Source organism: Peribacillus sp. V2I11 (genome assembly GCF_030817135.1).
GTDB lineage: Bacteria > Bacillota > Bacilli > Bacillales > DSM-1321 > Peribacillus > Peribacillus simplex.
This window is the reverse complement of the sequence record NZ_JAUSYW010000001.1, coordinates 2,004,248-2,029,858: the sequence shown is the minus strand read 5'-3', so window position 1 is coordinate 2,029,858 and position 25,611 is coordinate 2,004,248. Positions and strand designations below refer to the sequence as shown.

Sequence of the window (25,611 nt, the reverse complement as noted above, 5' to 3'; positions counted from 1 at the left end):
AACGTTGATTTCCACTCCAGGCACTCGCTTTCCGCGGGCGGTCCGCCCTCGGCGCTCTTTGCGCCTGTGGGGTCTCACTTGGACGCGCTTTTCCCGCAGGAGTCTCGTACCTTCCGTTCCAATCAACTGTTTTTTAAAATTTAGATAGAACCCCTTTGTCTACAATCGGAGGTTCGGAACGGTCTTATCCCGAAACATGATTTTAAAACAAGACTAGATTATCCTTAATGGTTTTTTACAGTAATTCTTATTAGATTGAAGAAATTTGCGACACTCCTGCCGAATAACTGGCTAGCCGAGACCCCACAGGCGCTTGCGGCGAGGAGGCTTGGCAGACAGTCGGCGGAAAGGGAGCGGATTTCTGAAATCAACTGGAACGTTTTTCAAATAAAAAGACTGTAGACAAACTCAATTTTCATCGAGTTTGTCTACAGTCTGAACGCTGTATCATTACAGCGTTTTTTTATTTTTTCTTATTTTTTTGTGCGGCTTTAATCTTAAAGTGCAGCATGATCATGCGTAATCCCGATCCAAAGTCAAGAGTTGCAATAAGGACAAGTATGTAGGCAAAGATTCCCCATCCAGAAGAATTGACGGTTTGAATCGCGATAGCGGTAAAAAGAGCTCCTAAGCCTGCATAGATGATGCCCATGAATAATGGTGATTGACGTTTCATAATAAACCTCCGATGAAGGCCTGTGCAGTATCTAGCATCTTCTCAATATCCTCCCGATATACCACTTGAAGGATGATAACAAGCGTATTCATCGCAATATGAGCGCTCATGGAAACGAGAATGCGGCCTGTTTTTGCATAAAGGAAAGCAAAGGTGAAGCCCATTGCTGTATATAAAAGAAGATGTTCAAATTCACCATGCGCCAAGCCGAAAATAACTGAGCTGATTAAAGCTGAAATAAAGAAGTTAAAGCGTTTATGAAGTGATCCGAAAATGATTTTCCGGAAAATTAATTCTTCCAATATAGGTCCAATTACTGAAGTGACGAAAATGACCATGGGGACTTTGTAAATGAGTGAAATGAGTTGCTGCGTATTTTCAGATTCAGACTCCACCCCAAGCATTTGTTCAATGCTGCCGGCAATGCTTTGCGCAAAAAGAGCCATGAAAACTCCTGCAATTGCCCATAATATGGACATGGGAACGGAAGTTTGGTTTCTCGTGTCCAACTTTTCCCTCATATCTTTTCTCATTAAAAAAAGAATCAAGAATAAAGCAGCGAGAAAACTGAAAACTATCCAGTATGCTGCAGACTTCACATCGAGTTCATCAGCCGGCATTCCGGTATAAGACCCGATCAGCATGAAAATGGGTACCCCAACAATACTGGATAATTGCATGGCAATATAAGTGATGATGACGAACCAATATTCTTTTTTCAAAAATGAAAACTCCTTTTATTTAGTCACCCATTCCGCTTGGAACATATGGGGACAATCTATAAACGCATACTCCAAAATGGTATCAAATATTTAGGCAGAACACCACTTAAAGGTACCCCTAACAAAACATTTTAATTACTTTGTTCAGTAAATCATTATGCTAAAGTAGTATACCCGTAATTTATCAGAAATTAATAAAAAATTTTCAATAAGATACTTGCAAAAAAGGCTCGGTTTATTTAATATTATAAATGTGTTAGCACTCGATGATGAAGAGTGCTAATAATCATGAAACAAATTATCAAGAGAATATGAGGAGGTTGTTTCACTTGTTAAAACCATTAGGTGATCGCGTTATTATTGAACTAGTTCAAACTGAAGAAAAAACTGCAAGCGGTATTGTTCTTCCTGATACTGCTAAAGAAAAGCCACAAGAAGGTAAGGTAGTAGCAGTTGGTACTGGCCGTGTCCTTGAAAATGGCGAACGTGTTGCTTTAGAGGTTGCCCAAGGCGATCTAATTATCTTCTCAAAATATGCAGGTACTGAAGTTAAATACGAAGACACTGAATACTTAATTTTACGTGAAAGCGACATTCTGGCTGTTATCGGCTAATTATACATCATACTTAACTGAACGAAAATTTTCTTAAAATTTTAGGGAGGTACTTATAAATGGCTAAAGAAATTAAATTTAGTGAAGAAGCTCGCCGCTCCATGCTTCGTGGTGTGGACGCACTTGCAGATGCAGTTAAAGTAACGCTTGGACCAAAAGGTCGTAACGTTGTTCTTGAGAAAAAATTCGGTTCACCGCTTATCACAAATGACGGTGTGACGATCGCTAAAGAAATCGAATTGGAAGATGCATTCGAAAACATGGGTGCGAAATTGGTTGCTGAAGTAGCAAGCAAAACAAACGACGTAGCTGGTGACGGTACAACTACTGCAACGGTTCTTGCTCAAGCGATGATCCGTGAAGGTCTTAAAAACGTAACAGCTGGTGCTAACCCAATGGGTATCCGTAAAGGAATCGAGAAAGCGGTCAATACTGCCATTGCAGAATTGAAAGCCATTTCCCAACCTGTTGAAAACAAAGAATCAATTGCACAAGTTGCTGCCATCTCTTCAGCTGATGAAGAAGTGGGCCAACTGATTGCGGAAGCAATGGAGCGCGTTGGTAACGACGGCGTCATCACAATCGAAGAGTCCAAAGGTTTCACAACTGAGTTGGACGTAGTAGAAGGTATGCAGTTCGATCGTGGATATGCTTCTCCATACATGGTTACTGATTCAGATAAAATGGAAGCTGTCCTTGAGAATCCATATATCTTGATCACAGATAAAAAAATCACGAATATCCAAGAAATCCTTCCTGTACTTGAGCAAGTTGTTCAACAAGGGAAACCGCTATTGTTGATTGCTGAAGATGTAGAAGGCGAAGCGCTTGCAACTCTTGTTGTGAACAAACTTCGTGGAACATTCAACGCAGTTGCGGTTAAAGCTCCTGGATTCGGTGACCGTCGTAAAGCAATGCTTGAAGACATCGCAGCTCTTACAGGCGGCGAAGTAATCACTGAAGAAATCGGACTTGATCTTAAATCTGCAACAATCGATTCATTAGGCCGTGCGTCTAAAGTGGTTGTTACAAAAGAAAATACAACGATTGTTGAAGGTGCTGGAAATACAGCTCAAATTCAAGCTCGTGTAAACCAAATCCGTGTTCAATTAGAAGAAACAACTTCTGAATTCGACCGTGAAAAATTACAAGAACGCCTTGCTAAATTAGCTGGTGGCGTAGCGGTAATCAAAGTCGGTGCAGCTACTGAAACAGAATTAAAAGAACGTAAACTTCGTATTGAAGATGCATTGAACTCCACTCGTGCCGCTGTTGAAGAAGGCATCGTAGCCGGTGGTGGTACAGCACTTCTTAACGTATACAATAAAATCGCTGAAATTCAAGCGGAAGGCGACGTAGCAACAGGCGTGAAAATCGTTCTTCGTGCCATCGAAGAGCCTGTACGTCAAATCGCTCACAATGCTGGACTTGAAGGCTCTGTAATCGTAGAGCGCCTTAAAGGCGAAGCAGTAGGTACTGGCTTCAACGCAGCTACTGGCGAATGGGTCAACATGATTGCATCCGGTATCGTCGATCCTACTAAAGTAACTCGTTCAGCTCTACAAAACGCTGGTTCTGTAGCAGCTATGTTCTTAACAACAGAAGCTGTTGTTGCTGACAAACCAGAACCTGCTGGCGCTGGCGGCATGGGCATGCCTGATATGGGCGGCATGGGCGGAATGGGCGGCATGATGTAATCTGCCTGCTTGAATCCCAGTAATAATAGGATTTTAAGCCCCTTATATTCTCTGAAAAAACCTGAAGGGTAACAAAAGGGTAACCTTTTCTTGAATAAGGGATTAAATTAGAGGTTTTCCATGAGTTCTTTGAACTTTTGGGAAGCCTCTTTTTTCATTTCTTTTGTTACATGTAAATAAACATTTTTTGTAGTATCCTCATCCTTGTGCCCTAAACGCTCCATAATTTGTGGAAGACTTACCCCAGCCTGTGCTAATAGAGAGGTATGGGTATGCCGCAATGAGTGTGGTGTTAATTCAGTATTTAATTCTGCTATTTTCAATAAACGTCGCATACGATTCTCTATTTTCTTAATGTAAATCGGATAACCAGGCAGTTCATCATCAATACTTACAAAAACAAAATCTTCACTATGGTAAATATCTCGATATTTCATTATTGTTTGTTTTTGTGCTAACTTATGCTTACTTAGTTCATTAATCACAACCTCATCAATATCAATAATACGTACCGATGTTGGGGTTTTAGGTGTTAACAGCTTATATTCTTTTTTGTTGTTAGTGGGATTATAATATGTTTTTGAAATGTTAATCGTATGCCCTTCAAAATCAATATCTCGCCATTTTAATGCACACAGTTCGCCAGCTCGTACACCAGTATATGCCATTAGTAAAAAGATTGGGTAATCTTGGTCTAATCCAAACTTTTTAGCTATATTGAGGAAGTGCTTAAGTTCCTTTTTCTCTAAATAGTTAGGTAAACCATTTTGTTCTTCCAACTCCTCAATCGTGATTTGCTGTCTAGGAACCTGAGTATACTCTGTCGGGTCTTTTTTAAGTATCTCTAATTCAACAGCTTTTTTAAAGATCATTCTACCAGTACGATGGGCACCGTCAATTGTATTTTGGGCATATCCTCTTTTCTTTAAGTCGTTTAAGGCGTTCTGGTATTGTCTTCTGGTGATGTCTTTTAATTTTAGCTTCGCAAAATAGTCAGATAACCGTTTGATTTCGTGTTTTCGAATTCGTACAGTGCTTACTTTTACAATACCAGTTCCTTCATACAGGGATAACCATTCGTAGGCGAAGTCCTCAAATGTCACATCGCTCTCTTCTACATAGAGGCCTTGATTTATTTCATTTTTAATTAGAGCGGCAGCGGCTTCCGCCTCCTTTTTAGTCCGGAAACCGCTTTTTTTCTTTTGTTTTCGTTTCCCGTTTTTTGGGTCTTTACCTACATCCACGATATAGGCCCAACTTGCGCCACATTTGCATTTTTTACCCTCGCATTTGCAACGTGGTTTATATATATGCATTTCCTAGCCCTCCCCTTCTTTTTCTGATATACGTATTCTATATGCTTCTTGTTTACATGCCTCATTACAGTATTTTTTGCGACCGTATTTTACAAGAGGTAATCGGCAATTCTTATTTTCACAGAGGAATACATTTTTAGAATCGTTGATGGTTTGCCATAAATCATAATAAACTGCGGCAAGCAAATACCTAGTGTATCTCTGTTCTGTAATCATAAATCCCTTTGTTGTAGGATTGGAGATAAGGTCTCCTACAGATAAATTGATCCCATCGGATAAATGTGATTCCAATATTTTTGCAAGTGTATATTGGGCAATTTCCAGCGTAGGCTTGCTCTCAAAGCTTTCGGGTAACATAAGAATTTCTTCTCCATCCCTCCAATGGACAAAATAACGGTCTGTTACCTCCTTATCCTCTGTTAGAATATAAACCATCCCTCTCCGCATTTTAATTTCAACTATTTCGTATATTAGTTCATCAGAACTTGCTTTTCTCACTGCATGATATAATCTCAAAATCTTGCGAACTTGATTAATATGCCATTGCCATACTTGGATAGGCTCCAAAACACTGAAACCATAATTATTGAAAATGAATGAAGGTTGCAAGGTGAATTTAACTGCCGGAGAAAGAGAATTTACCTGTGCATTTTCTGGATGTTGAATACCTAATAGACCATACTTCATTGAAAATGTTTCTATATCATTAAGGGTTTTTAAACTGGAGAATTCCTCCATTAAACCATTAATATTAAAAAATATTTGACGGGATTTCCTTTCTCTCCCAGCAATTTTCAAAGCAGATTTTAAATTCCCCCCTAAAACTATCCTCCAATTATTCTTACTCTCGTTTAAGATTTCTTCGGAGGCAGGCCCCAAATTCTCCTCTTCGACTGCTATGCTGTTTACCTCAACAAGTTCAATTGGGTATACGTCAATTGTCGAACTATAAGACAAAGGATAATAGTTGAACATTAAAGATTCTCTCCTTTTTGGAATAAAGTTACTATCCGTTACGATATATAGTTGTTTTTATGCTTTTTAACGTAACGAATGTAGTTATAATGATTGTATCACCAACACCATCACCAATCAATACAAAAAGGAGGGGTATGATGAAATATCATACTAGAAATGAAGATATTCGGATGGCTAAAGGTTCTGTCCCCAATTGGCTTATAGCTGAAAAATTAGGAATTCATGAAAATTCCTTGTACCGAATATTAAGACAAGAATTACCAATGGAGAAAAAGGAAGAGATTTTAAAAGTAATTGAAGAATTAAAGCGGGAGATGGGGGACTGAATTGTGGAAAAGGCAAACCTTCCCAGCATTTTAACGGCACAACATATTGCAGACTACTTAGGGATATCAAGACGTCGTGTGTATGAGCTGATGCAAATGAGTGAAAAAGCTGGTGGGATAAGAAGTTTTAATATCGGCACATCAAAACGTGTGGATAGGGAAGATTTCCTTCGGTGGATTGAAATGAAGAAATACCAAAAATGGGATTATTATTAGGCGGTGCAAAATGGATAATTCTAGCATATCCCTAAACAGGAAAGCTGCTCAAGCGTATGCAAGTAAATTGAATTGGGCAGTCTTTCCACTTCATACACCAAACAATAAGCATTGTTCATGTCAAAATCCTAATTGTCCAAGTTTAAAAATCCAGGCCAGGTCAAAAATCGGACTAATATATTACCAGGATTAGATGTTAGGGGAGAAGGAGGGTACATAGTTGTATCGCCCTCCCTGCATGCTAGTGGGAAAAGATACGAGTGGGAGTTATCTAGCAGGCCGCTTGAAGTACCATTATCTGATATGCCGGAATGGTTGTTGCGGATGATAGTCGAACCTGTACAGGATAAGCCTGCGAGGAAACCAGACAACTATTGGGTAAAGATTATTCAAGGCGTTGGGGAGGGAGAGCGGAACATGTCTGCTGCTTCCCTTGCTGGGTATTTACTAGGGCACGGTATAACTGCTCCAATAGCCTATGAGTTAATGCTTTTATGGAATGAGAGAAATGATCCACCGGAATCTATTGAAGTTATAGAAACTACATTTCATAGTATTTTAAAAAGAGATTTGAAGCGGTTAAAAGGGAGGCGTAGAGCATGAGTCTTAACATTGAATTAATGGCTGAATACGAGGCCGTAAAAGAGGTTAAGAAAGCAGAACGTAAAAAGGAGCATCAAATAGAATGGCAAGAACCTATCCAATTTGATGACTACATGCTTCCTCCCTTTCCGGTGGATGTGTTTCCAAAATGGTTACGTCATTATGTGGAAGGAGTAGCGGAATCGACACAGACACCTATAGATGCACCGGGAATGGCGGCTATATCCGTATTGTCCACAGCGTTAACCAAACTATTTTATGTTCGCTTAACAGGGGAATGGAGCGAATCGTTAAACACATATACAATTCTAGCGCTGCCTCCAGGTAATCGAAAAAGTTCTGTCTTTAAAACTTTACTTGAGCCAATAATGCACTATGAAAAAGAGGAAAGAGAACGCCTAGCCAAGGAAGTATCAGAGCAAAAGGCAAAGCTGAAAGCTAAACAAAAACGTTTGGACCATCTTGAAAAGGAATATGCAAAAGATGGGAACCCAGCAACGTTAAATGAAATTTTTGATTTAACAAATGAGATTGAAGAGGAAAAAATATTATCCCTTCCTCGTTTTATAACTGAAGATGTCACACCAGAAAAATTAGCTGATTTAATGGCGGAGAATAACGAAAAAATGGCCCTGCTGTCTGCAGAAGGTGGTGGGATATTTAGCATTATGGCCGGACGTTATTCTTCTGATGGAAAAGCAAACATTGAAATTTTTTTAAAAGGGTTCAGTGGTGATTATTGCGCCGTTGATCGGATAGGAAGAGCAGCCATAATCTTAAATGAACCGGCCTTAACTATATGCCTGTTCTTACAGCCTCATGTGGTTCAAGGAGTTCCAGCAATTTTCTTAGAGCGTGGATTAATGCCAAGGTTTTTATTTTCCTTCCCCCATTCATTGGTTGGTCATCGTAAAATTACCCCACAGGTTATAGAAGCAGAAGTAAAGAATGAATATTTGTTGAATGTCAAAAAGTTATTGTATCTGAAAGCTGCAGAAGAGGTTCAGCTTACCCTTCATAACAACGGAAGACAAGCTGAAGAAGCGTTTAGGGGAGAAATAGAAAAGATGTTTTTAGATGGTGGCGAACTGGCAGAGATGAAGGAATGGGGAAGTAAATTATCGGGGCAAATTATCCGGTTGGCAGGATTACTCCATGTAGCCGAACATGTCCAAGCCTTACCAATGGACGTGCCTAACATTGAGGGAATACCAAAACAAATACAAGCGGAAACAATTATCAAGGCTCAGCAGCTAGCTAGATACTTTATTGAACATGCCAAGGTGGCTTATGGCTGCATGGGAGCAGATAAGGGAACACAAGATGCAAAGTATCTACTTGGATTAATTAAGAGACAAAATAAGCCAGTAATTGAATACAGAGAAATTCAGAATCTTACGAGGAAGCGGTTTATAAAAGCCGTACACCTAAAAACGACATTGTTGGAATTAGAGGAGCGAGGGTATATCCATCAAAAAAAGGATGGCCGAAAAAAATTATTAGAAGTAAACCCATATATTTTAGATACTCTGAAAAGCACCCACATTACCCACAATAGTCCACAGACCCCTTCAAAGAGAGAAAAACCACGTGGGGATGCTAAGTACACATCCTTACACAATACACACAATTCAAGTAGGGATAAATCAAAAGTGGGTAATGTGTACCAACGTGTACCTGAAGCGCCCACGCCACAAAACCAAAAGCCACAAGAAATTACACAAAATGTGGGTAATGTGGGTAAATATCCAGGGGTAGAAGGTGATGAGGATTTAATTATCTGATGGACTGTGCAAATATTATCCAATCAGTTGAGCAGTTGGGAGCCGAGTTGTTACTTGATGGTGATCATATTCGCATCAAAAAAGGCAAATATCTCCCTGATTCTCTTATTGCCAGTATACCAGGCAATAAGAGGGGGATATTAGCCATTCTAGAAAGGGATGACCAAGTCAAACGAATTGGTTTTATGGTTGCCATTCCTGGGGAACTTTACACTGTTACCTTAAGCAATGTTAGTTCCATCTTTATTGAGTATATAGAAGGCGGATGGCAAGCCTGGAGGGAAACTAATTATCCGTACAAGCGCAATGCAATAAGCAGCCAAAATAATAGCAATTGGCAACACGTTTGATTTTGTTCTTCTAAAGGTAAAGCAATACCTTGCTTATATTAAAAAAAAGTGAAGAAAACATGACACTCATCCCTTGTTGTGCTTAGATTGCTTCAAAATTCCCCATATTCCAAGGGGAATGAAATGTACTAAAACTTGCTAAAAAATGTACCAGTATATAGGCTTGAGGGCTTGAGTTTAAGCCTTTTAAGGGAGGATTGAAAAAATGGCTCCACTGTATAAAAACGAAGTAAGGTTGAATAAGCCCCAAGACGTTAGGAGAATGTTATCAAGGGTTATCAATTATTTATTAATTACCGGAGAGATGACCAATGAGAAGGCAAAAGCTATAAATGCACTGTCAAACACTACTCTAAAAAGTATGGAAATGGGAGAATTGCAAGAAGAACTGGAACAACTCAAGGAAGTGGTCCAAAAGCTGGAAGGGAGGAATAAATAAGTGAGTGTTAAAGGCAGCGTAAATGCATTGAAAAAAATGAACGAAAAAATGTACCCGAAGTTAAGTGTAGATGAACGTTTTAAAATGGTCATCAAAACCATGGTAAATGGTGACGAAGTGCAACGAGAGAAGCTTGCAAGGTTATGCCCAAGAGTTACCACGCCTATACAGAAAGAATAGAGGCTTCAAGGGATATTGTTACAGTCTTTATAATTCAACTTTTAGAATACGATAAAATTATATCTATTATGAAAATCCTTAAAGGGCTTAATTACGAAGTACAAGGGTTTAATGTCACAAAAATAGTTAATGAGGTTCAGGCCTTTCTATTAGCATTTGATTCCTTTTGTGAGGAGCATGTAGGGCTGGCTTCAAAGGATATGATTCAAGCTTGGTACGGTTATGATGAAAGGTATATAAATATGATGGAAAAAATCAAGCATTTTATAGATTTTTATAAAATCAGTACGGATGCGGAACTTAAGGGTATTTGGTTAGAGAAGGTCTTTTTAAACGCATGGAAAAACAGGGTTAAAGCGTGGTAATAATCCGATCCATGCAGTTTTTTAGGAATGTTATGAGCCATACTTAGTTGAGGCTGAAAATTCCATAAAGAGCAAAAATGAAATCAAGCACTACCCAATGAATCTTGAAAAATAATTTAAAAAAATAAGACCCCTAATGTTTCGTAAGTAGTTCAGATAACGTGGAGAAAATGCTAAATAACAGATTGAATTTCATATCAAAACACAGCAATATTAACACACTAAATAACATACAAAAACGCTTGATTTTATACTCCAAGCGTTTTTTCATTTATCCATATTTCTTTGTTCAACTAAAGCACCCGTTAGGTGTTTTCCATCCTTGCTGATGTTGGTCAATATGGGTAGGGTTCGATGTTTTTATTGGCAGCGTTCCTCAAAATTTTTGGAATCATCATTGCGAAAGAATGGGTACGGAAGGTTGGATTAGTTTTTTTCATGTTTTTGTATGCCCTGATAGCATCAGGGTATATTTTATCGGGTGAAGCCATGAATACAGCAACAGGTGTTTATTTAGCTTTAGCAGTCCTTGCATTATATGGGATTCATGAGGTGAAGGCCCATGCAAACTGAAGTAGCCGTCCTTCGTAAAAAAATCAATTATTTTGAACATGAAAATGTGGAATTAAAAAATCAGGTCAAGGATTTATCGAAGGATGTGGTTTCCCTGATTACCATAAGGGAAACCATGTTGATTAAGTTAGACCAGATTCAGAGACAGCTTGCCGATATTCAGGGAACCATGAATAAGGATTCGGGATGGAGAGGATTCTTTTTGGATTTCATCAAGGAGGCGGTGCAAATCGCCGTTCTGTTGGGAGCGGGTAAGTGGATATTTTAAAGGATAAACCCTCCCATTAAGTCGAGATGCTAAAAATCTGCCAATATGCTGTTCAAGAGAAAGACCCTTTCCTCAGTCATCGCCTCCATAATGCAGCAAACAGCATGATTAATGTAAATGAAGATGATTCTGCAAGAACCATAAGGAGGGTACTGAGAATGGTAAAGAGTGTATACTGAAGCGGTAGGTAAAGTCGATTAGTTAGAAACAGCTGGACATAAATACTTCTACTAAACTCGTAGTTTAAAAGCTGAAAATATGTATATGTTTTTATAACTGCGAGTACTCCAGATTTAAAAAGAGGGGAGCGGGCTCACTTAGGGCAACTTCCAAATTATTTGATGATATTAATTGGAAAGAAAGGGCAACTCAATCCGGATTTTGTAGAACAAATAATGGGATTCCCAATCGGATGGACAGAATTAGATCATTAGGAAATGCGGTTGTACCACAACAAATTTACCCAATATTTGAGGCGATTAAGAAAATAAGCTAAAGTCGCACTTCGAACAAAATATGTACTAATTTTAGGGCGTATCAAAAAGAAATATATATTTTGACACGCTCTACTTATAATTGTTTTTTTAACTTCAAAGCGGGCGATTGTCATAAACAGTCGCTTTTTGTTTGACGAGGATGGATAAAATAAAGTGAATTTATTTAATAAGATTAAAGGCTGATAGAATTAATGATTATATAAAAAAATTATATAATGACGGCAGGAATGTAGTTTAATGTAATTAATAAAAGCGGACTAAGGTTTAAATACTTTTGTCCGTTTTTATATTTATTTCTACTTTAAGTTTAATGATAATATTGTAGTTAAGATACAAATTATTTACAGGGATAATTTTGAAGGAAATTGGTTAATGATCATTTTTTTGTATAAAGGCAAATGTGTCTCACTCTAGGAGGGGTATAAATGAGTACATATTTTTGGAAGCGGCGTTCTTTTTGGAATGATGTAGAACAAGAAATAAAGATAAAAAAACCAAAAAAGATTATTATCTCAAGCGCATACTTGTCACTAAGTGGCGTGGATTATCTAAAAAACTTGGTAGAGACGATTAATCTTAAAAGGGAGGACATTATTGTCTACTGTAGTATTGATTTCAAATAGGAAATTGTTTCGTTTGGCATTTTTATCATGCAAAAACTGATAAGTCAAAATACCGCTTTGAAATAGATAAAGGAACGGCAGAAGAATTTCTTGAATTTTATAAAAAATACGATGAGGACGGGCTTGAAAGCTTTTGTATGCGACATTATCCATTAAATGATGAAAGAATTAGAACGAAAGAAAGTATCGTGAAAGAAGCCCTTAAAACCTTTATAGCACTAATGCCCATTTATCAGGCGATGACTTTCCGTATTCCAACTTCCTTGCGGTAAGGAATTGGTATTGTAATAGAAATACCTGAAAATAATACCTTAAAAAGGGATTCGAAGAATTTTTAAATATGAGGTTAATACAAGATGAATGAACATTTTTTTAAAACCACAGTGAATTTTTGGGGAGATGAAAGGTTAGGACCTAGAGTCGAGTTTTCCCGAAATTCTTATAAAGAATATATATATTGCGGCAAAAGATCTGATACCAGAGAACATGTACCTTCTAAAGTATTTCTTAATAAACCAATTCCTATCGATTTACCAACTTTGCCTGCATGTTTTTTATGCAATAATTCATTCTCGGAGGATGAGTTATTTCTCGCCCTTCTTGTACAAATAATGAAAAAAAGATTTTATGGTTCTCAGTATACCTTTGGTTATATGTGTATAGGAAGTCAATATCATGTGTCATAAAACTAATACATTATTTAAATAATTAAATGAAAAAAACGGATGATTCAACACATATTGAACGCCTGCGGAATATCTTTAGTTTATGAATTTAAAACAACAGTCTTATCATAAGTATTCCTTCTTGCTCATATAAATTATGATGATTGACTAGTCTGTTACTATCTAAAATAATATGAAGAAAGGGGTAGGTGATGAAAGCACTTTATCTAAAAGAGATCATCCCTATATTTAGAGGGGTTTTGGTTCAGGGAAAGGGCAATCCTCTCATAAAAAATGCAGTAACGAAACCCTCAAAGGTCGGTCCTAATACCCTGCTCATCGACTTATATACAAAATCAAAAATTGATTCCGCGTTATTGAGAAAATCAATGCCTGTAGTTGTTGTAACAGAAAAACCAAAGGATTTTACCCGGTATGGAGATGGAATCACGATAATAAAAGTGGATGACATAGATTATGCTTATTGGAGGTTCATTGATTATTATCGAAGTCTTTTTGATATCCCCATTATTGGTATCACAGGTACTGCCGGAAAGACAACGACGAAGGAAATGATCAAACATATTCTTGAAAAACGCTATAAAGTCCAAGCAACCTATAAAAGCTTTAATGGAGGGCAGCGAAGTCACCGTTATTTACTTGGCATTGATGAGAATATTGGGGCAGCTGTTATTGAAATGGGTGTTGACTACCCTGGTGATATTCTAGACTATCTGAAATATTTTCGCCCGAAGATAAGGGTGTTATTAAATATTGATGTCTACCATTTAGTAGGCTGTAAAACACCCGAACGTTATTTGGAAGCAAAATCAGAGATTCTTCATGATTGGGATCCTGTGAATGGAACACTAATCATAAATGCCGATGATCAAAACATAAAAAAAATAGATGTTAGTAAGTTTTCATCTATAACTCAATATATTGGGTGCAGTGAGGGCTGTCACTTTCGAGCGGAAAATGTGACCGCCGACGCTAAAGGTATTCTGTTTACACTCCACCATCAAAATCAAACTTATCCTGTCAGCGTGCCAGGTAGCGGAAAGCATAATGTGTATAATGCACTTGCTGCGATTGCAGCTGCTTGGAGTGCAGGAGTAGAAATAAAAGAGGCTTGTGAAACTTTGTCCACATTCAAACATATGATTGAACATTTAGAGTTCAAAAATGGGTTGGGAGGGGCAACGATTATAGACGACACGTGGAATGTAACACCTATATCCATGTCATCTGCACTTCGGGTATTGGATGAAGTGTCTCTCAACAGAAAAATAGCACTTTTAGGATTTATGCCTCAACTTGGAGATGGAGAGTTTGCGCAGCAAGAGTATGCCAGAATGGGTGGAAAAGCGGTCGATGCCAAGTTAGATCTGCTTATTGTTGTGGGAGATCAGGCAAAAAAAATTGGAAGCCGGGCAATAGAACTTGGTATGGATCCCAGTAAAGTATTTTTTTCTAACGATGGAAACGAAATCTTCCAAATTCTTCAGCCTTATTTAAAACAGGATTCGACCATACTTATTAAAATTCCTCATCGTGTTATGATTCAAGATTCATTTAAAGAGCTAATGACAAAAATCATTGAATCATGAAGGGGGGTACGGTATGAAACATTTATATCTCCAACAGATTGTTGATCAGATAGCCGGAACCTATGTAAAGGGATCCGGGAACCCTTTGATTAAGAATGTAGAATATCGACCTAAAAAATTAAAAGACTTTACCTTACTTTTTTATCGCTATCATGATATGGATATTGAAAAAAAGTTATTTAAGAAATACAAATCTGTTGTTGTAGTGACTGAACAACCTGATAAATTCAAAGATTTGTCAGAGGACGTTATTATCATAAAAGTTTCAAATGTTGAAAAAGCATACTGGAAGTTCATCACCTATTATCGCCAGCTTTTTCAGATACCTGTTATTGGAATCACGGGAACATGCGGAAAAACAACAACAAAACAAATGATAAAACATATTTTAAGAAAACGCTATAAAGTCCATTCTACATTTCTAAGCAACAATCAAAGATCACTCAATTTGAAATATTTACTTGGAATTGATGATGAAACAGAAGCTGCCGTTTTTGAAATGCCTGTTGCCTCACCTGGTTACCTAACGAATACAATCCAATATTTCCAACCCCAAATTCGAATCCTTCTAAACATTGACGTTTACCACCTAACAGATAGCAAAACACCGGAAGCCTATATGAAGGCCAAGGCAGAAATCATAAACGGGCTTAATCCCCAAACCGGTGTCATCATCTTAAACGCAGACGATGAGAACATTAAAAAAGTTTTGGATGTTACGGGCTATCAGCATGTCATATATTTTGGTTTTAGTGATGGCTGTCACTTTCAGGCTAAGAATGTTCAATATGCTGAAGGTGGAATGATGTTTTTATTGGAACATAAAAATCAAACTTATCCTGTTTTCGTACCCGGTTTCGGCAAACCCAATGTTTATAATGCCCTTGCCTCCATAGCTGCAACTTCCTCAGCAGGAATGGGTGTAAAGGAATGTTGTGATAGACTGTCATCATTTGAACAAATGAATGAACATTTGGAATTTCATATCGGAGCCGGAGGATGCACAGTTATTGATGATACATGGAATGCAGCTCCTCTCTCTATGGCCTCTGCCCTTGAAGTCCTTCAAGAATCTTCAGGGACCAAAATTAAAATTGCTCTTTTAGGCTATATGCCACAATTAGGCGAGAGTGATTATGCAGTGGAGCAGTATGCACGCATGGGAGTGAAAGCAGTAGAAACCAAAGTTAATCACTTAGTTATAGTAGGCGATGAAGCAGCAGAAATCGGCAGGAAGGCTCTTAAAGTGGGCATGGATCCAAGTAAAGTCCATTTTTGCCATAACGGATTCGAAATTTATCAACTAATAAAACCGTATTTAAATGAAAATACTGCCCTCCTAATGAAAATACCACACCGTGTCATGGTTCAGGACTCCTTCCAAGAATTAAAGCAAAAAATCCTGAATGAAGGCCAATGATTTTTATACAACTGAAAGGGAGATGGAGATGAAGAAGACAACAAAATTGAGAAATTTAATAAATTCAAATGAATTGGAATTTATTATGGAGGCCCACAATGGTTTATCAGCAAAAATTGTAGAAGAAGCGGGCTTCAAAGGAATTTGGGGGAGCGGGTTATCCATCTCAGCTTCAATGGGAGTCCGTGATAACAACGAAGCATCGTGGACACAAGTTCTCGACACCCTGGACTTTATGAGCGAGGCTACCTCCATTCCCATTCTTCTCGATGGTGATACAGGATATGGGAACTTTAATAATGCTCGGCGGCTTGTAAAAAAATTAGAGTCGAGGCAAATTGCCGGAGTATGTATTGAAGACAAATTATTCCCAAAAACGAATTCTTTTATTGGTGGAGAGGCACAGCCCCTTGCAGATATAGAAGAATTTTGCGGAAAAATTAAAGCAATGAAGGATAGTCAAATGGATGATGGCTTTGTCGTCGTTTCTAGAGTCGAGGCATTTATTGCAGGCTGGGGACTTAGTGAGGCACTTCGGCGTGCCGAGGCATATCGCCAGGCTGGTACTGATGCAATCCTAATGCATAGCAAGAGAAGTGATATCACTGAAATTGGGGCTTTTATGAAGGAATGGGGAGGAAGACTCCCTGTCGTGCTTGTACCAACAAAATACTATACTGTTCCAACCCCAAAATTTAAAGAATTGGGCGCCAACCTCGTTATTTGGGCAAACCATAATCTAAGGTCAGCGATAACAGCGATGCAAAAAACCACTAAGCAAATCTTTGAAGAAGAAAGTCTAATCAATATAGAAAAACGGGTTGTCTCCGTTGATGAAGTGTTTCGAATACAGGGTGCCGATGAGCTAAAAAGAGCGGAAAAACGATATCTTCCATCCACTGGAAAGAATGTAAATGCGGTCATCTTGGCAGCCAGCCGCGGGGAAATGGAAGAGTTGACTGAAGAAATTCCAAAAACCTTATTAGAGGTTGGGGGAAGACCACTGCTGTCTATCCAGGTAGACGAATTTAACAAGGTTGGTATTAAAGATATTTCTGTAGTTAGGGGCTTTGCGAAAGACAGAGTTGACTCTGCAAATTTTTCAGTTATTGATAATGATTTATTTTCGGAAACGAAGGAACTTTATTCATTAAATCTCGCTCGAGATAAAATCAAAGAGAATACTGTCATAAGCTATGGAGATATCATTTTTAAAAATTATATTCTAAACGACCTCCTTAATGATATGAGCGACATTACCGTCATTGTCGACGCAGATGTTGAATCCATCACCAACGATCGCGACTTTGTATCCACTACCACTCCTTACTCCAAAAAGCTATACTCCAGTACTGTTCAATTTACGAAGATGTCCGGTGACTTGAAAGACAAAGAAATCCATGGGGAATTTATCGGCCTCTGGAAGGTAACAAAAAACGGTGCTAACATCGTAAAAAAAGCTCTTGCAGATTTATCGGAAAGAGAAGACTTTAAACAATTGACGATGGCAGACCTCTTTAATCACATTAGTCTTTCACACCCCATCGCTGTTAAATATATCAAAGGTTCATGGCTTGATATTGATACAATTAAAGATCTCCAAAAAGCTGGTGATTTGTTTGATAAACACTAAGGAATTTGGCAATGAATTAAAAAGGCTCGGATTTGACTTTTTTGTCGGTGTTCCCTGTTCATTTTTAAAGAATTTAATAAACTATGCCATTAATGAGTGTGATTATATTGCGGCAACCAATGAGGGGGAAGCAGTGGCCGTTGCCGCCGGAGCCTGCCTTGGTGGAAAGAAACCAGTGGTTATAATGCAAAACTCCGGGCTAACCAACGCCGTTTCACCATTGGTTTCACTAAATTATCCCTTCCGGCTGCCAGTTCTGGGGTTTGTCAGTTTACGAGGAGAGCCGGGAATCCCAGATGAACCTCAGCATGAGCTGATGGGCTATATCACAACGGAAATGCTGGAGCTTATGAATATTAATTGGGAGTATTTATCCACCGATTTTGAGCAGGTAAAGAAACAATTAATTAGATCACATTCATTTTTCCAAAACAATCAACCCTTCTTTTTTGTAGTCAAAAAAAATACGTTTGAGAAAGAACCATTAAAGGAACAAAAGCAACTCTCAAACCAAAATATTACCAAAATCATGAATACAAAAGAAAATGAATTTCCGACAAGATTTGAATCATTAAAGCTGATCAATTCTTTAAAGGGTGAAAAAACGGTTCAATTAGCGACAACAGGAAAAACGGGGCGTGAGCTTTACGAAGTAGAAGATGCAGCCAATAACCTTTATATGGTTGGTTCAATGGGCTGTGTAAGCTCCTTAGGTCTCGGACTTGCAATGACAAAAAAGGATCATGACATAGTTGTGATTGAAGGAGATGGAGCATTGCTGATGAGAATGGGTAGTCTAGCAACGAATGGATACTATGCTCCCAAAAATTTGCTTCATATTCTATTAGACAATAATACTCATGATTCTACAGGCGGGCAACTCACTGCATCACACAATGTTCAATTTGTTGACATTGCTGCAGCATCCGGCTACGTAAATTCTATTCACATCCACAGCCTGACAGAAATAGAAGCCTATATAAATGCTTGGAAGAATGACAAACAACTTACCTTTCTTTATATGAACATTGCAAAAGGATCAAAAGAAAATCTCGGCAGACCAAAAATGAAGCCACATGAAGTAAAAGAGAGATTGAAGGTGTTCCTGGATGGTTAAAACGGCCGTTATCTTAGCTGGGGGTATGGGAACTCGCCTGCGTGAAAAAACAGAAAACCTGCCAAAAGGTTTTCTGAAATTGGATGACAAGCCCATTATTGAGCAATCTATTTTAAAGTTACTGGAGGCAGGTATCGAGACGATTATCATAGGGACTGGGCATTTGTCTGAGGCCTATGAGCAGCTGACTACAAAATATCCACAAATTCACTGTGTACGGAATGATAAATATAGTACGACAAGCAGTATGTATACTCTTTATAACGTAAGGGGACACGTTTCCGAGGACTTCCTTCTTCTGGAAAGTGACCTTATCTATGAAAAACTAGCTTTGGATCGTTTAGTCCAGCAGAAAAAGCCAGATGTCATCTTAGCAAGCGGTTTTACAAATTCTAATGATGAAGTCTTTCTTGAGATAGACGAAAATCAGCATTTAGTGAATATGAGTAAAAACAAACATGATCTAAAGTCTATTGACGCAGAGTTAACGGGAATCTCAAAAATTTCCCATCAAGCATTTCTCGCCATGTGTAATTATGCTAAGACTAGTTTTTTAGAAAATCCACTATTGGATTATGAATCGGCCTTAATTGGCATTTCGAAACAAATTACATTATATGTTGATAAGCTGGATCAATTAATCTGGTGTGAAATTGACAATGAATCGCATTTGATTCGTGCAAAGCAATTTATATATCCGATGATTAAAATGAAAGAAAAGAATTTTCCGTCCGTAAAAAGAAACATATTATTAAATCCTGGTCCTGCTACAACGACTGATACTGTAAAATTTGCCCAGGTTGTTCCAGACATTTGTCCGAGAGAAGAAGAATTCGGTGAAGTAATGGAAATGATCTCAATTGAACTTACAAAGTTGGTTGCAGATCCGACCAATTATACGACCGTATTGTTTGGCGGGTCTGGAACTGCCGCGGTTGAGTCGATATTAAGCTCTGTTATTGGTGATGAAGCCGTGCTCATCATTAATAACGGTTCTTACGGAAAAAGGATGTGTCAGATAGCAGAGGTTTATAGGCTGAATTATCTTGAATACAAAAGTAGTTCGCATGAAGCTATAGACTTAATTGCCTTAGAGGATTACATTCAAAACGCATCCAGGAAAATTTCACATTTATGCGTGGTTCATAACGAAACCACGACAGGACTACTAAATGATATCGAGGAAATTGGGCGTATATGTGGAAAGTACAACATTCTATTAATTGTGGATTCAATGAGCTCATTTGCGGCTATTCCAATCAATATGGACCAAATGAATATTAGTTATCTTGCTGCTTCTTCTAACAAAAACCTGCAAGGCATGGCCGGTGTGGGATTCGTGATTGCCAGAAAGCGAGAATTGGAAAAGACCAAAGTCCTTCAACCACGGAACTTCTATCTTCATCTTTATTCACAGTTTAGCTATTTTTTTAAAACGAAGCAGATGAGGTTTACCCCTCCTGTTCAGACTCTTTATGCACTTAAGCAAGCAATCATAGAAGTGCAGATAGAGGGAGTGACGAGGAGGTATGAGAGATATAAAAAGGCATGGGAGGTTCTCATTAAAGGCATTGAACGGCTGGGATTAACTCATTTAGTCAGGAAGGAACATCACTCCTGCATCATTACTTCCATTATCGAGCCTAATATTGATAGCTATAGCTTTGAGGATATGCATAATTATTTTTATTGTCAAGGATTTACGATCTATCCTGGAAAACTCGACGGTCAGAATACCTTTCGTGTAGCTAATATAGGGGAAATTACACGTGCTGATATGGAAATCTTCATAAAGCTTCTTGAACAATATCTTATAAAGATAGGTTATTGCCCCGAAAGGAACGATATGAATGGCATTTCCAAAACATAGGTTAGCTGTTTCTGTTGCTGTTCTAAATAATAAAAATGAGATTCTTCTTGTTAAAAATTGGAAAAGAGGATGGGAATTCCCCGGAGGCTATGTAGAAAATGGGGAATCATTACATTCGGCAGCCATAAGGGAAGTCAAAGAGGAGTCTGGAATCGAGATTCAATTGTCGAAAATGTGCGGACTGATTCAGGATGTAAATAACAGCCGATGTACGGTTCTTTTTTTAGGAAATCCATTAAGCGGTACGTTAACAGGAGGGGATGATGCCTTGGATGCTAGATATTATTCCATTGAAGAGGCACTAAATAAAGTAACTTGGAAAACTTATAAGGAAAGAATTATTAAATGTCTAAATGTAGATACCCATCCGTTTATTATAGAATCTTAAATCTTTATAAGGAGTTAAGTAATGAGTGTCTCATTTGTCTTGTTATCAACTGATGAAGCAATCGCTAAGTACAACAAGAATTACAATGACTATGACCAAAAAGAATTAGTGAAAGTAGATAAATATCGGGAAACCTATCGAAATTTAAAAGGCAGTCTGGCTGACCAAATTGTGGAAAGAGCGATCTGGTATATGCATCATGGCTATACAGTTTATGGAAATGGTTATAATTCCTATCACTCCCATGGAGTTATTGATTGTTCGGGATTCACCAAATTAGTGTTTGGTGATTTTGGCTTTAAATTAACAGGGGTATCTAAAAAATATGAATCAATTGGAAAAAGAATAGAAGGAATTCGTCATAAACTAATTGATTCATATTGGGGTCTTGATGGTGTTGAAAATCTGCGGATAGGGGATATTTTAACCTGGTGGAAGGAAAGAGCTGACGGAACGTATTTCATCGGTCATGTTGGCATATATATGGGGCAAATTGACGGGAAACCATCGGTTATCTGCACAACCCGAGGAGTACCAACTGCCATCGGGATTATTAGTAAATATAAACACTGGTATGGGAAGCATTTCTATAATGCACAACGGATCCTTCCGGAAGGCTCGTGGACACCTGGTGTGGAAATTGCTGATCACAAAGATAATGGGCCAGTAATTCCGAAGAGTTATGTACTGCCGCCTCAAAATCCTATTATCATGCCCTTAAACCTATGATTATTGCATACTTTTACTAAACGTCATCAAGTCCTTTATTTTTTTTTGATTTTGCTAGTGGAATTCGGTTTTGGGCATATATTTGTGAATTCTTCTCATAAAATAAAGTATTGACTTTTTACCCATTGCAACAAAAAGAGGTGAAGAACGTGCAATCCGATACCGTTGATTTTGGTTTCATCTATCATGAAAAAAAGCAAGAGCAGCTTTATAATATGATGATTGAACAATTCAGTCATTTGTCAAAAACCAAAAATATAAAACTGGTTCTCTTTACTTTAGATCATTTGGATTTAGAAGAACTTGTCGTTACCGGCACACTGATTACGGGTGACCAGATTAGTCAAGGACGATGTAAAGTACCAGCTTATATTTATAATTTTGCTCTCCATTCAACAGCTGATAAAATTGATAAAATGCGCAATTTAAGGAAAATGGAAGCTATTACTGTTATAAATCCTGTAAATCGATTTATACAAGGAATCATTTTCGAAATGTTAACTTCCTGCCCATCCTTTCAGCCCTATCTCTTGCCATCAACATCATTTACTCCTTCCACCTTAAGCGATTATGCACACAAATATGATACATTTTTTCTTCTGCCGGATCATTCATTTCACCCGCCAAAAGCTGTTGTAATCAAAAAAATTCACAACAACGACTATATGATTTACATCGGACAAAATGGGCAGCTCCGAAAAAAGGACGATATAGTTAGTTATATAAAAAAAATGATAAACAAAAAGAAATATCTCTTATTTAAAGGAATCGAGTTTTTGAGAATGGGAAATGATCCGTTAGAGACAAAGATATTTCTGCAGAGAAGTGAGAAGGGCGAATGGTCCATTACAGACCTGGCAGTTAAAAAAGGAATTTTTTCAAGGAAAGAGTTGTCTCATTCTAAATCAATCGGAGCGATTTGCGATTTAATAAGTCAAGTAAACGAAGATCAACTATCAGATGTTTCAATCCAAATCTGCAGGTTTTTAGATTATTATATCCCTTTTATTGGAAGTTACACATTTGACTTTATTTTTGATGAAAACAATTGCCCCTATTTGATTCATGTTAGCGGTTTCGAACAAGATCAAACCTTTTTTCAGCTTCTTGATGTGGATACTCAATTAAGACTTCTCAATAATACGTTTCATTATCTGTATAATCTAATGAATAATTATGTAACGAAAAGGGTGCAGTGAAATGGATTGGATAACCGTTGAGCGAGGTGCTGCTGATTCTTCAAATCTTTTCCAACATATTATTTATACTTCAAAGGAAATGGCCGACAAATTAAAAACCAAGACCAAACTGATCTTTGGCCAAAAAGAAATTCCTATAACAGTAAAAGCAAATCCTGCCATTTTATCTTCAACTGGAATTCATTTTGAAAATCCAGCAATTTTTCAAATGTCCCAAGGTACGATTGAAGAACTACTGCTTCATACATCGGCCACTTATCAAATGTATTATTCCGATTCCACAATTCATATTGGCCCAGTTATTGGCTTCTTGTTAGGCGATCAGCATTTTTATTATCATCACCGCCGAATGAAGGAACTGACGGATGCCATGGGAGTTTATGAACAAGTAGGTGGACTATTCGTTTCTTTCCGATATTGTTCAATTGATTGGAATGATAAATGTATTTTCGGGCAATTTTTTAATTTTATTTCTCAAAAATGGGAGTATGGAAAATTGCCTATACCTTCTGTCGTTTATCGAAGAGGGTTTAACTCTCGAAATAATTTTGTAAATCAGTTTAAAGATGAATTTAATTGGACGGTTTTTAATGACGTTAGATTTGATAAATGGGAGATTTATAATCGAATAAAGGATAATGAATACCTAAATCCCATAATACCAGAAACGGTGGTTTTGAATTTAACAAATCTTATAACGTTTCTTCATCGATATAAAAAAGTGATCCTGAAACCCAAAAATCTTTCTAGAGGCAGAGGCATTTCAATTATTTCTGAGAAACCCAACGGATGGATAGAAATTCACGATCATCAACTATATAACGATTTTATTATTCATCAAACTCAATTAGAGGAGTATTTAAGAAAGGGCATATACCAACAAAATGAATATATTATCCAGCCCTATATAAATTTGGCCAAAATTGATGGCAGACCATGGGATATCAGAGTGGTAATGCAAAAGAACGGAAGTAATCAGTGGCTTTGTAATGGAATCGAGTGCAGACTTGCTCCTATTGGCAGGATGATTACAAATATTTCGAACGGAGGCAGGGCGCTTTACTTAAACGAGGCTTTGGAACTGGCGTTTGGTACGAAGGTGGATATTGATCAAATCGAAAAAGAAATTTTATCAATCTCGCTTGAATTTTGCAAAATAATGGATGAAACAGGACATCATTTTGCTGAATTTGGTTTGGATTTAGCACTTGACCAGCAACAACATCTTTGGTTTATAGAAGCGAATGTCCGACCAGCGTTTAAAGGATTTAAAGAGTTGGATAAGAGAATTTATCAGCGGATTTGCTATGAGCCAATTCTATATTCTGCTCAGGTGGCAGGTTTTGGCAGGGAGGGGCAAGATGAGAACAAAATTCAACATCATTCCGGACCTGAATGCACTAAACTGCATAACCATACATCCGAATATGGCAAAACAGAATAATATTACTGCCAGAAAAAGATGGTTTCTGCGCTTTGGTATTCAAGCTTTAGAAATAAAGCTTAGAACATCCTCTTCTTTAGAAGAAAACGAGTTAAAAATATCAGTCGATGTCATTGAAAATCTAAGGATCCCGCTGAACTGTCGTTTTGAAATTCGCCGGGAGAATAACGAAATTCTCCTCGGACCTTATATCGGAATCCTTACAGCATCTAAAAAGTCTAGTTTGGATGAAAGTGTACAGTATTTATCCAATTATTTATATGATTACGATCATATCGGAGGAGCGGCCTTGGCTTTCTCACTCGAAAGCATCAATCCAATTGAAAACACAATCGAAGGTTATTTATATAATTCAGAAATGAAAAAATGGGAGCCAGGCGTGTTTGCCTATCCTGCATCTGTATTCAAAATTATCTTTTTAAATAAATATTGGCGAAATCATTTTCAAACCGTTTTCGGCAGCCGTTTCTTTAATAGCTATGTGTTTAATAAATGGGAGATGTATAAATGGTTAAGTGAATCTTCAGAGTTCCTTCCCTATCTGCCTAAAACTATGATTTATAATCATGACGAGGATCTTGATTTCCTCCTGGGCATTTATAATGAAATATTTGTAAAACCAGTTCATGGCAGCATGGGAGACCGGATATTTAAGGTATCAAAAAATGGGGTAAATGGACTAAAGTTAGAATATCATCAAAACGGTGTTCCGCATGAAAAGCAATTTTCAAACATTCAAGAGCTGGACGCATATTTCAAAAGCCAATTCAAGAGGAAAATAATCATCCTCCAGCAGGCACTTGATTTGATTTCCTATGAGGGAAAAAGAATTGATTTCCGTATTGTTATGGTGAAAAACCAATCAGGTGTTTGGGAAGATATGTGTATGGTTGCAAAATATGGGCAGCAAGGAAGCATTGTAACCAATATTCTTGCTGGAGGTACTGCCGAAATTGGAGAAATAACCATTCAAAAAATATTCGGTTTGTCAGATGAAGAGGTTTATCGGTTTCGAAAAGAAATTAGTAGAATCGTCCTTAAGGCTGCGGACCGAATTGAGGAGTGCGGCGTGCATTGTGGAAATTTAGGGATAGATGTCGCGATTGACACCTCTAGAAACGTATGGATTATTGAAATGAACAACCTGAATCCTAGTCCGTTGTTTGCTCTGGATATCAATGACAGACAGCTTTTTTATCAAATAAAACGGTTGAATATGCTTTATGCAAAAAGACTTGCTGGTTTCCCGGAGGATTTGCCATGAGTCATTATATAAAAAGGATGCCTATGAAAAAAGACCAACTGATCC

Annotated in this window: 27 protein-coding genes and 1 pseudogene; 24 read left to right on the top strand and 4 right to left on the bottom strand. The window is 37.7% G+C overall.

All coding sequences use genetic code 11. The annotated features are described in order from the left end of the window. Nucleotides 1-463: 463 nt before the first annotated feature. Nucleotides 464-676 (bottom strand): YdiK family protein, encoded by a 213-nt coding sequence (locus QFZ73_RS09630; RefSeq protein WP_063235583.1) that lies wholly within the window; start codon nt 674-676, stop codon nt 464-466. Then, a complete protein-coding gene (locus QFZ73_RS09625) occupies nt 673-1,398 on the bottom strand; it encodes a CPBP family intramembrane glutamic endopeptidase (protein WP_251437594.1) in 726 nt (241 codons plus the stop codon). Before QFZ73_RS09625 ends, QFZ73_RS09630 begins: the two co-directional genes overlap by 4 nt. Nucleotides 1,399-1,727: 329 nt before the next feature. On the opposite strand from QFZ73_RS09625, the gene groES reads away from it, so the two are divergent. Further along, entirely contained in the window at nt 1,728-2,012 is a 285-nt protein-coding gene (gene groES / locus QFZ73_RS09620; RefSeq protein WP_034306337.1) for a co-chaperone GroES, read from the top strand. Between the two features lie 59 nt (nt 2,013-2,071). After that, complete coding sequence (gene groL, locus QFZ73_RS09615) at nt 2,072-3,709, top strand: chaperonin GroEL (protein WP_063235581.1); 1,638 nt, start codon at nt 2,072-2,074, stop codon at nt 3,707-3,709. Between the two features lie 107 nt (nt 3,710-3,816). On the opposite strand, the gene QFZ73_RS09610 is transcribed toward groL, so the two are convergent. Both QFZ73_RS09610 and QFZ73_RS09605 read right to left on the bottom strand, forming a co-directional pair. Further along, nucleotides 3,817-5,025, bottom strand: coding sequence for a tyrosine-type recombinase/integrase (locus QFZ73_RS09610; protein WP_307265705.1), 1,209 nt, complete (start codon nt 5,023-5,025; stop codon nt 3,817-3,819). Nucleotides 5,026-5,028: 3 nt separating this feature from the next. Continuing rightward, a complete protein-coding gene (locus tag QFZ73_RS09605) occupies nt 5,029-6,000 on the bottom strand; it encodes a hypothetical protein (protein WP_307265703.1) in 972 nt (323 codons plus the stop codon). A 140-nt stretch (nt 6,001-6,140) separates the two neighbouring features. On the opposite strand from QFZ73_RS09605, the gene QFZ73_RS09600 reads away from it, so the two are divergent. The 22 genes and pseudogenes from QFZ73_RS09600 (at nt 6,141) to QFZ73_RS09495 (ending at nt 25,566) form a co-directional block, all read left to right on the top strand. Continuing rightward, a complete protein-coding gene (locus tag QFZ73_RS09600; protein ID WP_307265701.1) occupies nt 6,141-6,329 on the top strand; it encodes a hypothetical protein in 189 nt (62 codons plus the stop codon). A 3-nt stretch (nt 6,330-6,332) separates the two neighbouring features. Further along, entirely contained in the window at nt 6,333-6,545 is a 213-nt protein-coding gene (locus QFZ73_RS09595; protein ID WP_307265699.1) for a helix-turn-helix domain-containing protein, read from the top strand. Between the two features lie 132 nt (nt 6,546-6,677). Next, nucleotides 6,678-7,148: a bifunctional DNA primase/polymerase gene (locus QFZ73_RS09590; RefSeq protein ID WP_307265697.1), complete on the top strand. Its 471-nt coding sequence runs from the start codon at nt 6,678-6,680 to the stop codon at nt 7,146-7,148. Then, nucleotides 7,145-8,932 carry a YfjI family protein gene (locus QFZ73_RS09585; RefSeq protein ID WP_307265695.1) on the top strand — a complete coding sequence of 596 codons (1,788 nt, stop codon included), beginning with the start codon at nt 7,145-7,147 and terminating at the stop codon, nt 8,930-8,932. Before QFZ73_RS09590 ends, QFZ73_RS09585 begins: the two co-directional genes overlap by 4 nt. Next, on the top strand, nt 8,932-9,282 hold the full coding sequence (locus QFZ73_RS09580) for a hypothetical protein (protein WP_307265693.1): 351 nt from the start codon (nt 8,932-8,934) through the stop codon (nt 9,280-9,282). The genes QFZ73_RS09585 and QFZ73_RS09580 overlap by 1 nt, the downstream gene beginning before the upstream one ends. A gap of 205 nt (nt 9,283-9,487) precedes the next feature. Then, nucleotides 9,488-9,721, top strand: coding sequence for a hypothetical protein (locus QFZ73_RS09575; protein WP_307265691.1), 234 nt, complete (start codon nt 9,488-9,490; stop codon nt 9,719-9,721). Next, complete coding sequence (locus tag QFZ73_RS09570; protein WP_307265689.1) at nt 9,722-9,901, top strand: hypothetical protein; 180 nt, start codon at nt 9,722-9,724, stop codon at nt 9,899-9,901. It abuts the gene before it with no gap. Then, complete coding sequence (locus QFZ73_RS09565; protein WP_307265687.1) at nt 9,865-10,266, top strand: hypothetical protein; 402 nt, start codon at nt 9,865-9,867, stop codon at nt 10,264-10,266. The genes QFZ73_RS09570 and QFZ73_RS09565 overlap by 37 nt, the downstream gene beginning before the upstream one ends. A gap of 354 nt (nt 10,267-10,620) precedes the next feature. Further along, on the top strand, nt 10,621-10,839 hold the full coding sequence (locus QFZ73_RS09560) for a hypothetical protein (RefSeq protein ID WP_307265684.1): 219 nt from the start codon (nt 10,621-10,623) through the stop codon (nt 10,837-10,839). Continuing rightward, on the top strand, nt 10,829-11,107 hold the full coding sequence (locus QFZ73_RS09555; protein WP_307265682.1) for a hypothetical protein: 279 nt from the start codon (nt 10,829-10,831) through the stop codon (nt 11,105-11,107). Before QFZ73_RS09560 ends, QFZ73_RS09555 begins: the two co-directional genes overlap by 11 nt. A gap of 415 nt (nt 11,108-11,522) precedes the next feature. Then, nucleotides 11,523-11,603: pseudogene (locus QFZ73_RS09550) on the top strand (DNA (cytosine-5-)-methyltransferase); the annotation flags it as partial. Between the two features lie 426 nt (nt 11,604-12,029). Next, entirely contained in the window at nt 12,030-12,227 is a 198-nt protein-coding gene (locus QFZ73_RS09545; protein ID WP_307265681.1) for a hypothetical protein, read from the top strand. 877 nt (nt 12,228-13,104) lie between these two features. Then, nucleotides 13,105-14,502, top strand: coding sequence for a Mur ligase family protein (locus QFZ73_RS09540; protein WP_307265679.1), 1,398 nt, complete (start codon nt 13,105-13,107; stop codon nt 14,500-14,502). 13 nt (nt 14,503-14,515) lie between these two features. Beyond that, complete coding sequence (locus QFZ73_RS09535; RefSeq protein WP_307265677.1) at nt 14,516-15,922, top strand: Mur ligase family protein; 1,407 nt, start codon at nt 14,516-14,518, stop codon at nt 15,920-15,922. 28 nt (nt 15,923-15,950) lie between these two features. Beyond that, complete coding sequence (gene aepX, locus QFZ73_RS09530; RefSeq protein ID WP_307265675.1) at nt 15,951-17,555, top strand: phosphoenolpyruvate mutase; 1,605 nt, start codon at nt 15,951-15,953, stop codon at nt 17,553-17,555. Next, on the top strand, nt 17,542-18,672 hold the full coding sequence (gene aepY / locus QFZ73_RS09525) for a phosphonopyruvate decarboxylase (protein ID WP_307265673.1): 1,131 nt from the start codon (nt 17,542-17,544) through the stop codon (nt 18,670-18,672). Before aepX ends, aepY begins: the two co-directional genes overlap by 14 nt. Next, on the top strand, nt 18,665-20,542 hold the full coding sequence (locus QFZ73_RS09520) for a 2-aminoethylphosphonate aminotransferase (RefSeq protein WP_307265672.1): 1,878 nt from the start codon (nt 18,665-18,667) through the stop codon (nt 20,540-20,542). Before aepY ends, QFZ73_RS09520 begins: the two co-directional genes overlap by 8 nt. After that, a complete protein-coding gene (locus tag QFZ73_RS09515; RefSeq protein WP_214806410.1) occupies nt 20,523-20,930 on the top strand; it encodes an NUDIX hydrolase in 408 nt (135 codons plus the stop codon). The genes QFZ73_RS09520 and QFZ73_RS09515 overlap by 20 nt, the downstream gene beginning before the upstream one ends. Nucleotides 20,931-20,951: 21 nt before the next feature. Continuing rightward, on the top strand, nt 20,952-21,659 hold the full coding sequence (locus QFZ73_RS09510; RefSeq protein ID WP_307265642.1) for an NlpC/P60 family protein: 708 nt from the start codon (nt 20,952-20,954) through the stop codon (nt 21,657-21,659). A gap of 149 nt (nt 21,660-21,808) precedes the next feature. After that, nucleotides 21,809-22,858, top strand: coding sequence for a YheC/YheD family protein (locus QFZ73_RS09505; protein WP_307265641.1), 1,050 nt, complete (start codon nt 21,809-21,811; stop codon nt 22,856-22,858). 1 nt (nt 22,859) lies between these two features. Further along, entirely contained in the window at nt 22,860-24,302 is a 1,443-nt protein-coding gene (locus QFZ73_RS09500; RefSeq protein WP_307265639.1) for a YheC/YheD family endospore coat-associated protein, read from the top strand. Then, nucleotides 24,220-25,566, top strand: a complete 1,347-nt coding sequence (locus tag QFZ73_RS09495) for a YheC/YheD family endospore coat-associated protein (protein ID WP_307265637.1) — start codon at nt 24,220-24,222, stop codon at nt 25,564-25,566. The genes QFZ73_RS09500 and QFZ73_RS09495 overlap by 83 nt, the downstream gene beginning before the upstream one ends. Nucleotides 25,567-25,611: the final 45 nt, after the last annotated feature.

Coding starts and splice junctions, on each gene's coding strand:
- QFZ73_RS09630 (WP_063235583.1), bottom strand. CDS start 676: ATGAAACGTCAATCACCATTATTCATGGGCATCATCTATGCAGGCTTA.
- groL (WP_063235581.1), top strand. CDS start 2,072: ATGGCTAAAGAAATTAAATTTAGTGAAGAAGCTCGCCGCTCCATGCTT.
- QFZ73_RS09610 (WP_307265705.1), bottom strand. CDS start 5,025: ATGCATATATATAAACCACGTTGCAAATGCGAGGGTAAAAAATGCAAA.
- QFZ73_RS09605 (WP_307265703.1), bottom strand. CDS start 6,000: ATGTTCAACTATTATCCTTTGTCTTATAGTTCGACAATTGACGTATAC.
- QFZ73_RS09600 (WP_307265701.1), top strand. CDS start 6,141: ATGAAATATCATACTAGAAATGAAGATATTCGGATGGCTAAAGGTTCT.
- QFZ73_RS09585 (WP_307265695.1), top strand. CDS start 7,145: ATGAGTCTTAACATTGAATTAATGGCTGAATACGAGGCCGTAAAAGAG.
- QFZ73_RS09580 (WP_307265693.1), top strand. CDS start 8,932: ATGGACTGTGCAAATATTATCCAATCAGTTGAGCAGTTGGGAGCCGAG.
- QFZ73_RS09575 (WP_307265691.1), top strand. CDS start 9,488: ATGGCTCCACTGTATAAAAACGAAGTAAGGTTGAATAAGCCCCAAGAC.
- QFZ73_RS09565 (WP_307265687.1), top strand. CDS start 9,865: ATGCCCAAGAGTTACCACGCCTATACAGAAAGAATAGAGGCTTCAAGG.
- QFZ73_RS09560 (WP_307265684.1), top strand. CDS start 10,621: ATGTTTTTATTGGCAGCGTTCCTCAAAATTTTTGGAATCATCATTGCG.
- QFZ73_RS09555 (WP_307265682.1), top strand. CDS start 10,829: ATGCAAACTGAAGTAGCCGTCCTTCGTAAAAAAATCAATTATTTTGAA.
- QFZ73_RS09545 (WP_307265681.1), top strand. CDS start 12,030: ATGAGTACATATTTTTGGAAGCGGCGTTCTTTTTGGAATGATGTAGAA.
- QFZ73_RS09540 (WP_307265679.1), top strand. CDS start 13,105: ATGAAAGCACTTTATCTAAAAGAGATCATCCCTATATTTAGAGGGGTT.
- QFZ73_RS09535 (WP_307265677.1), top strand. CDS start 14,516: ATGAAACATTTATATCTCCAACAGATTGTTGATCAGATAGCCGGAACC.
- aepX (WP_307265675.1), top strand. CDS start 15,951: ATGAAGAAGACAACAAAATTGAGAAATTTAATAAATTCAAATGAATTG.
- QFZ73_RS09520 (WP_307265672.1), top strand. CDS start 18,665: ATGGTTAAAACGGCCGTTATCTTAGCTGGGGGTATGGGAACTCGCCTG.
- QFZ73_RS09515 (WP_214806410.1), top strand. CDS start 20,523: ATGGCATTTCCAAAACATAGGTTAGCTGTTTCTGTTGCTGTTCTAAAT.
- QFZ73_RS09510 (WP_307265642.1), top strand. CDS start 20,952: ATGAGTGTCTCATTTGTCTTGTTATCAACTGATGAAGCAATCGCTAAG.
- QFZ73_RS09500 (WP_307265639.1), top strand. CDS start 22,860: ATGGATTGGATAACCGTTGAGCGAGGTGCTGCTGATTCTTCAAATCTT.
- QFZ73_RS09495 (WP_307265637.1), top strand. CDS start 24,220: ATGAGAACAAAATTCAACATCATTCCGGACCTGAATGCACTAAACTGC.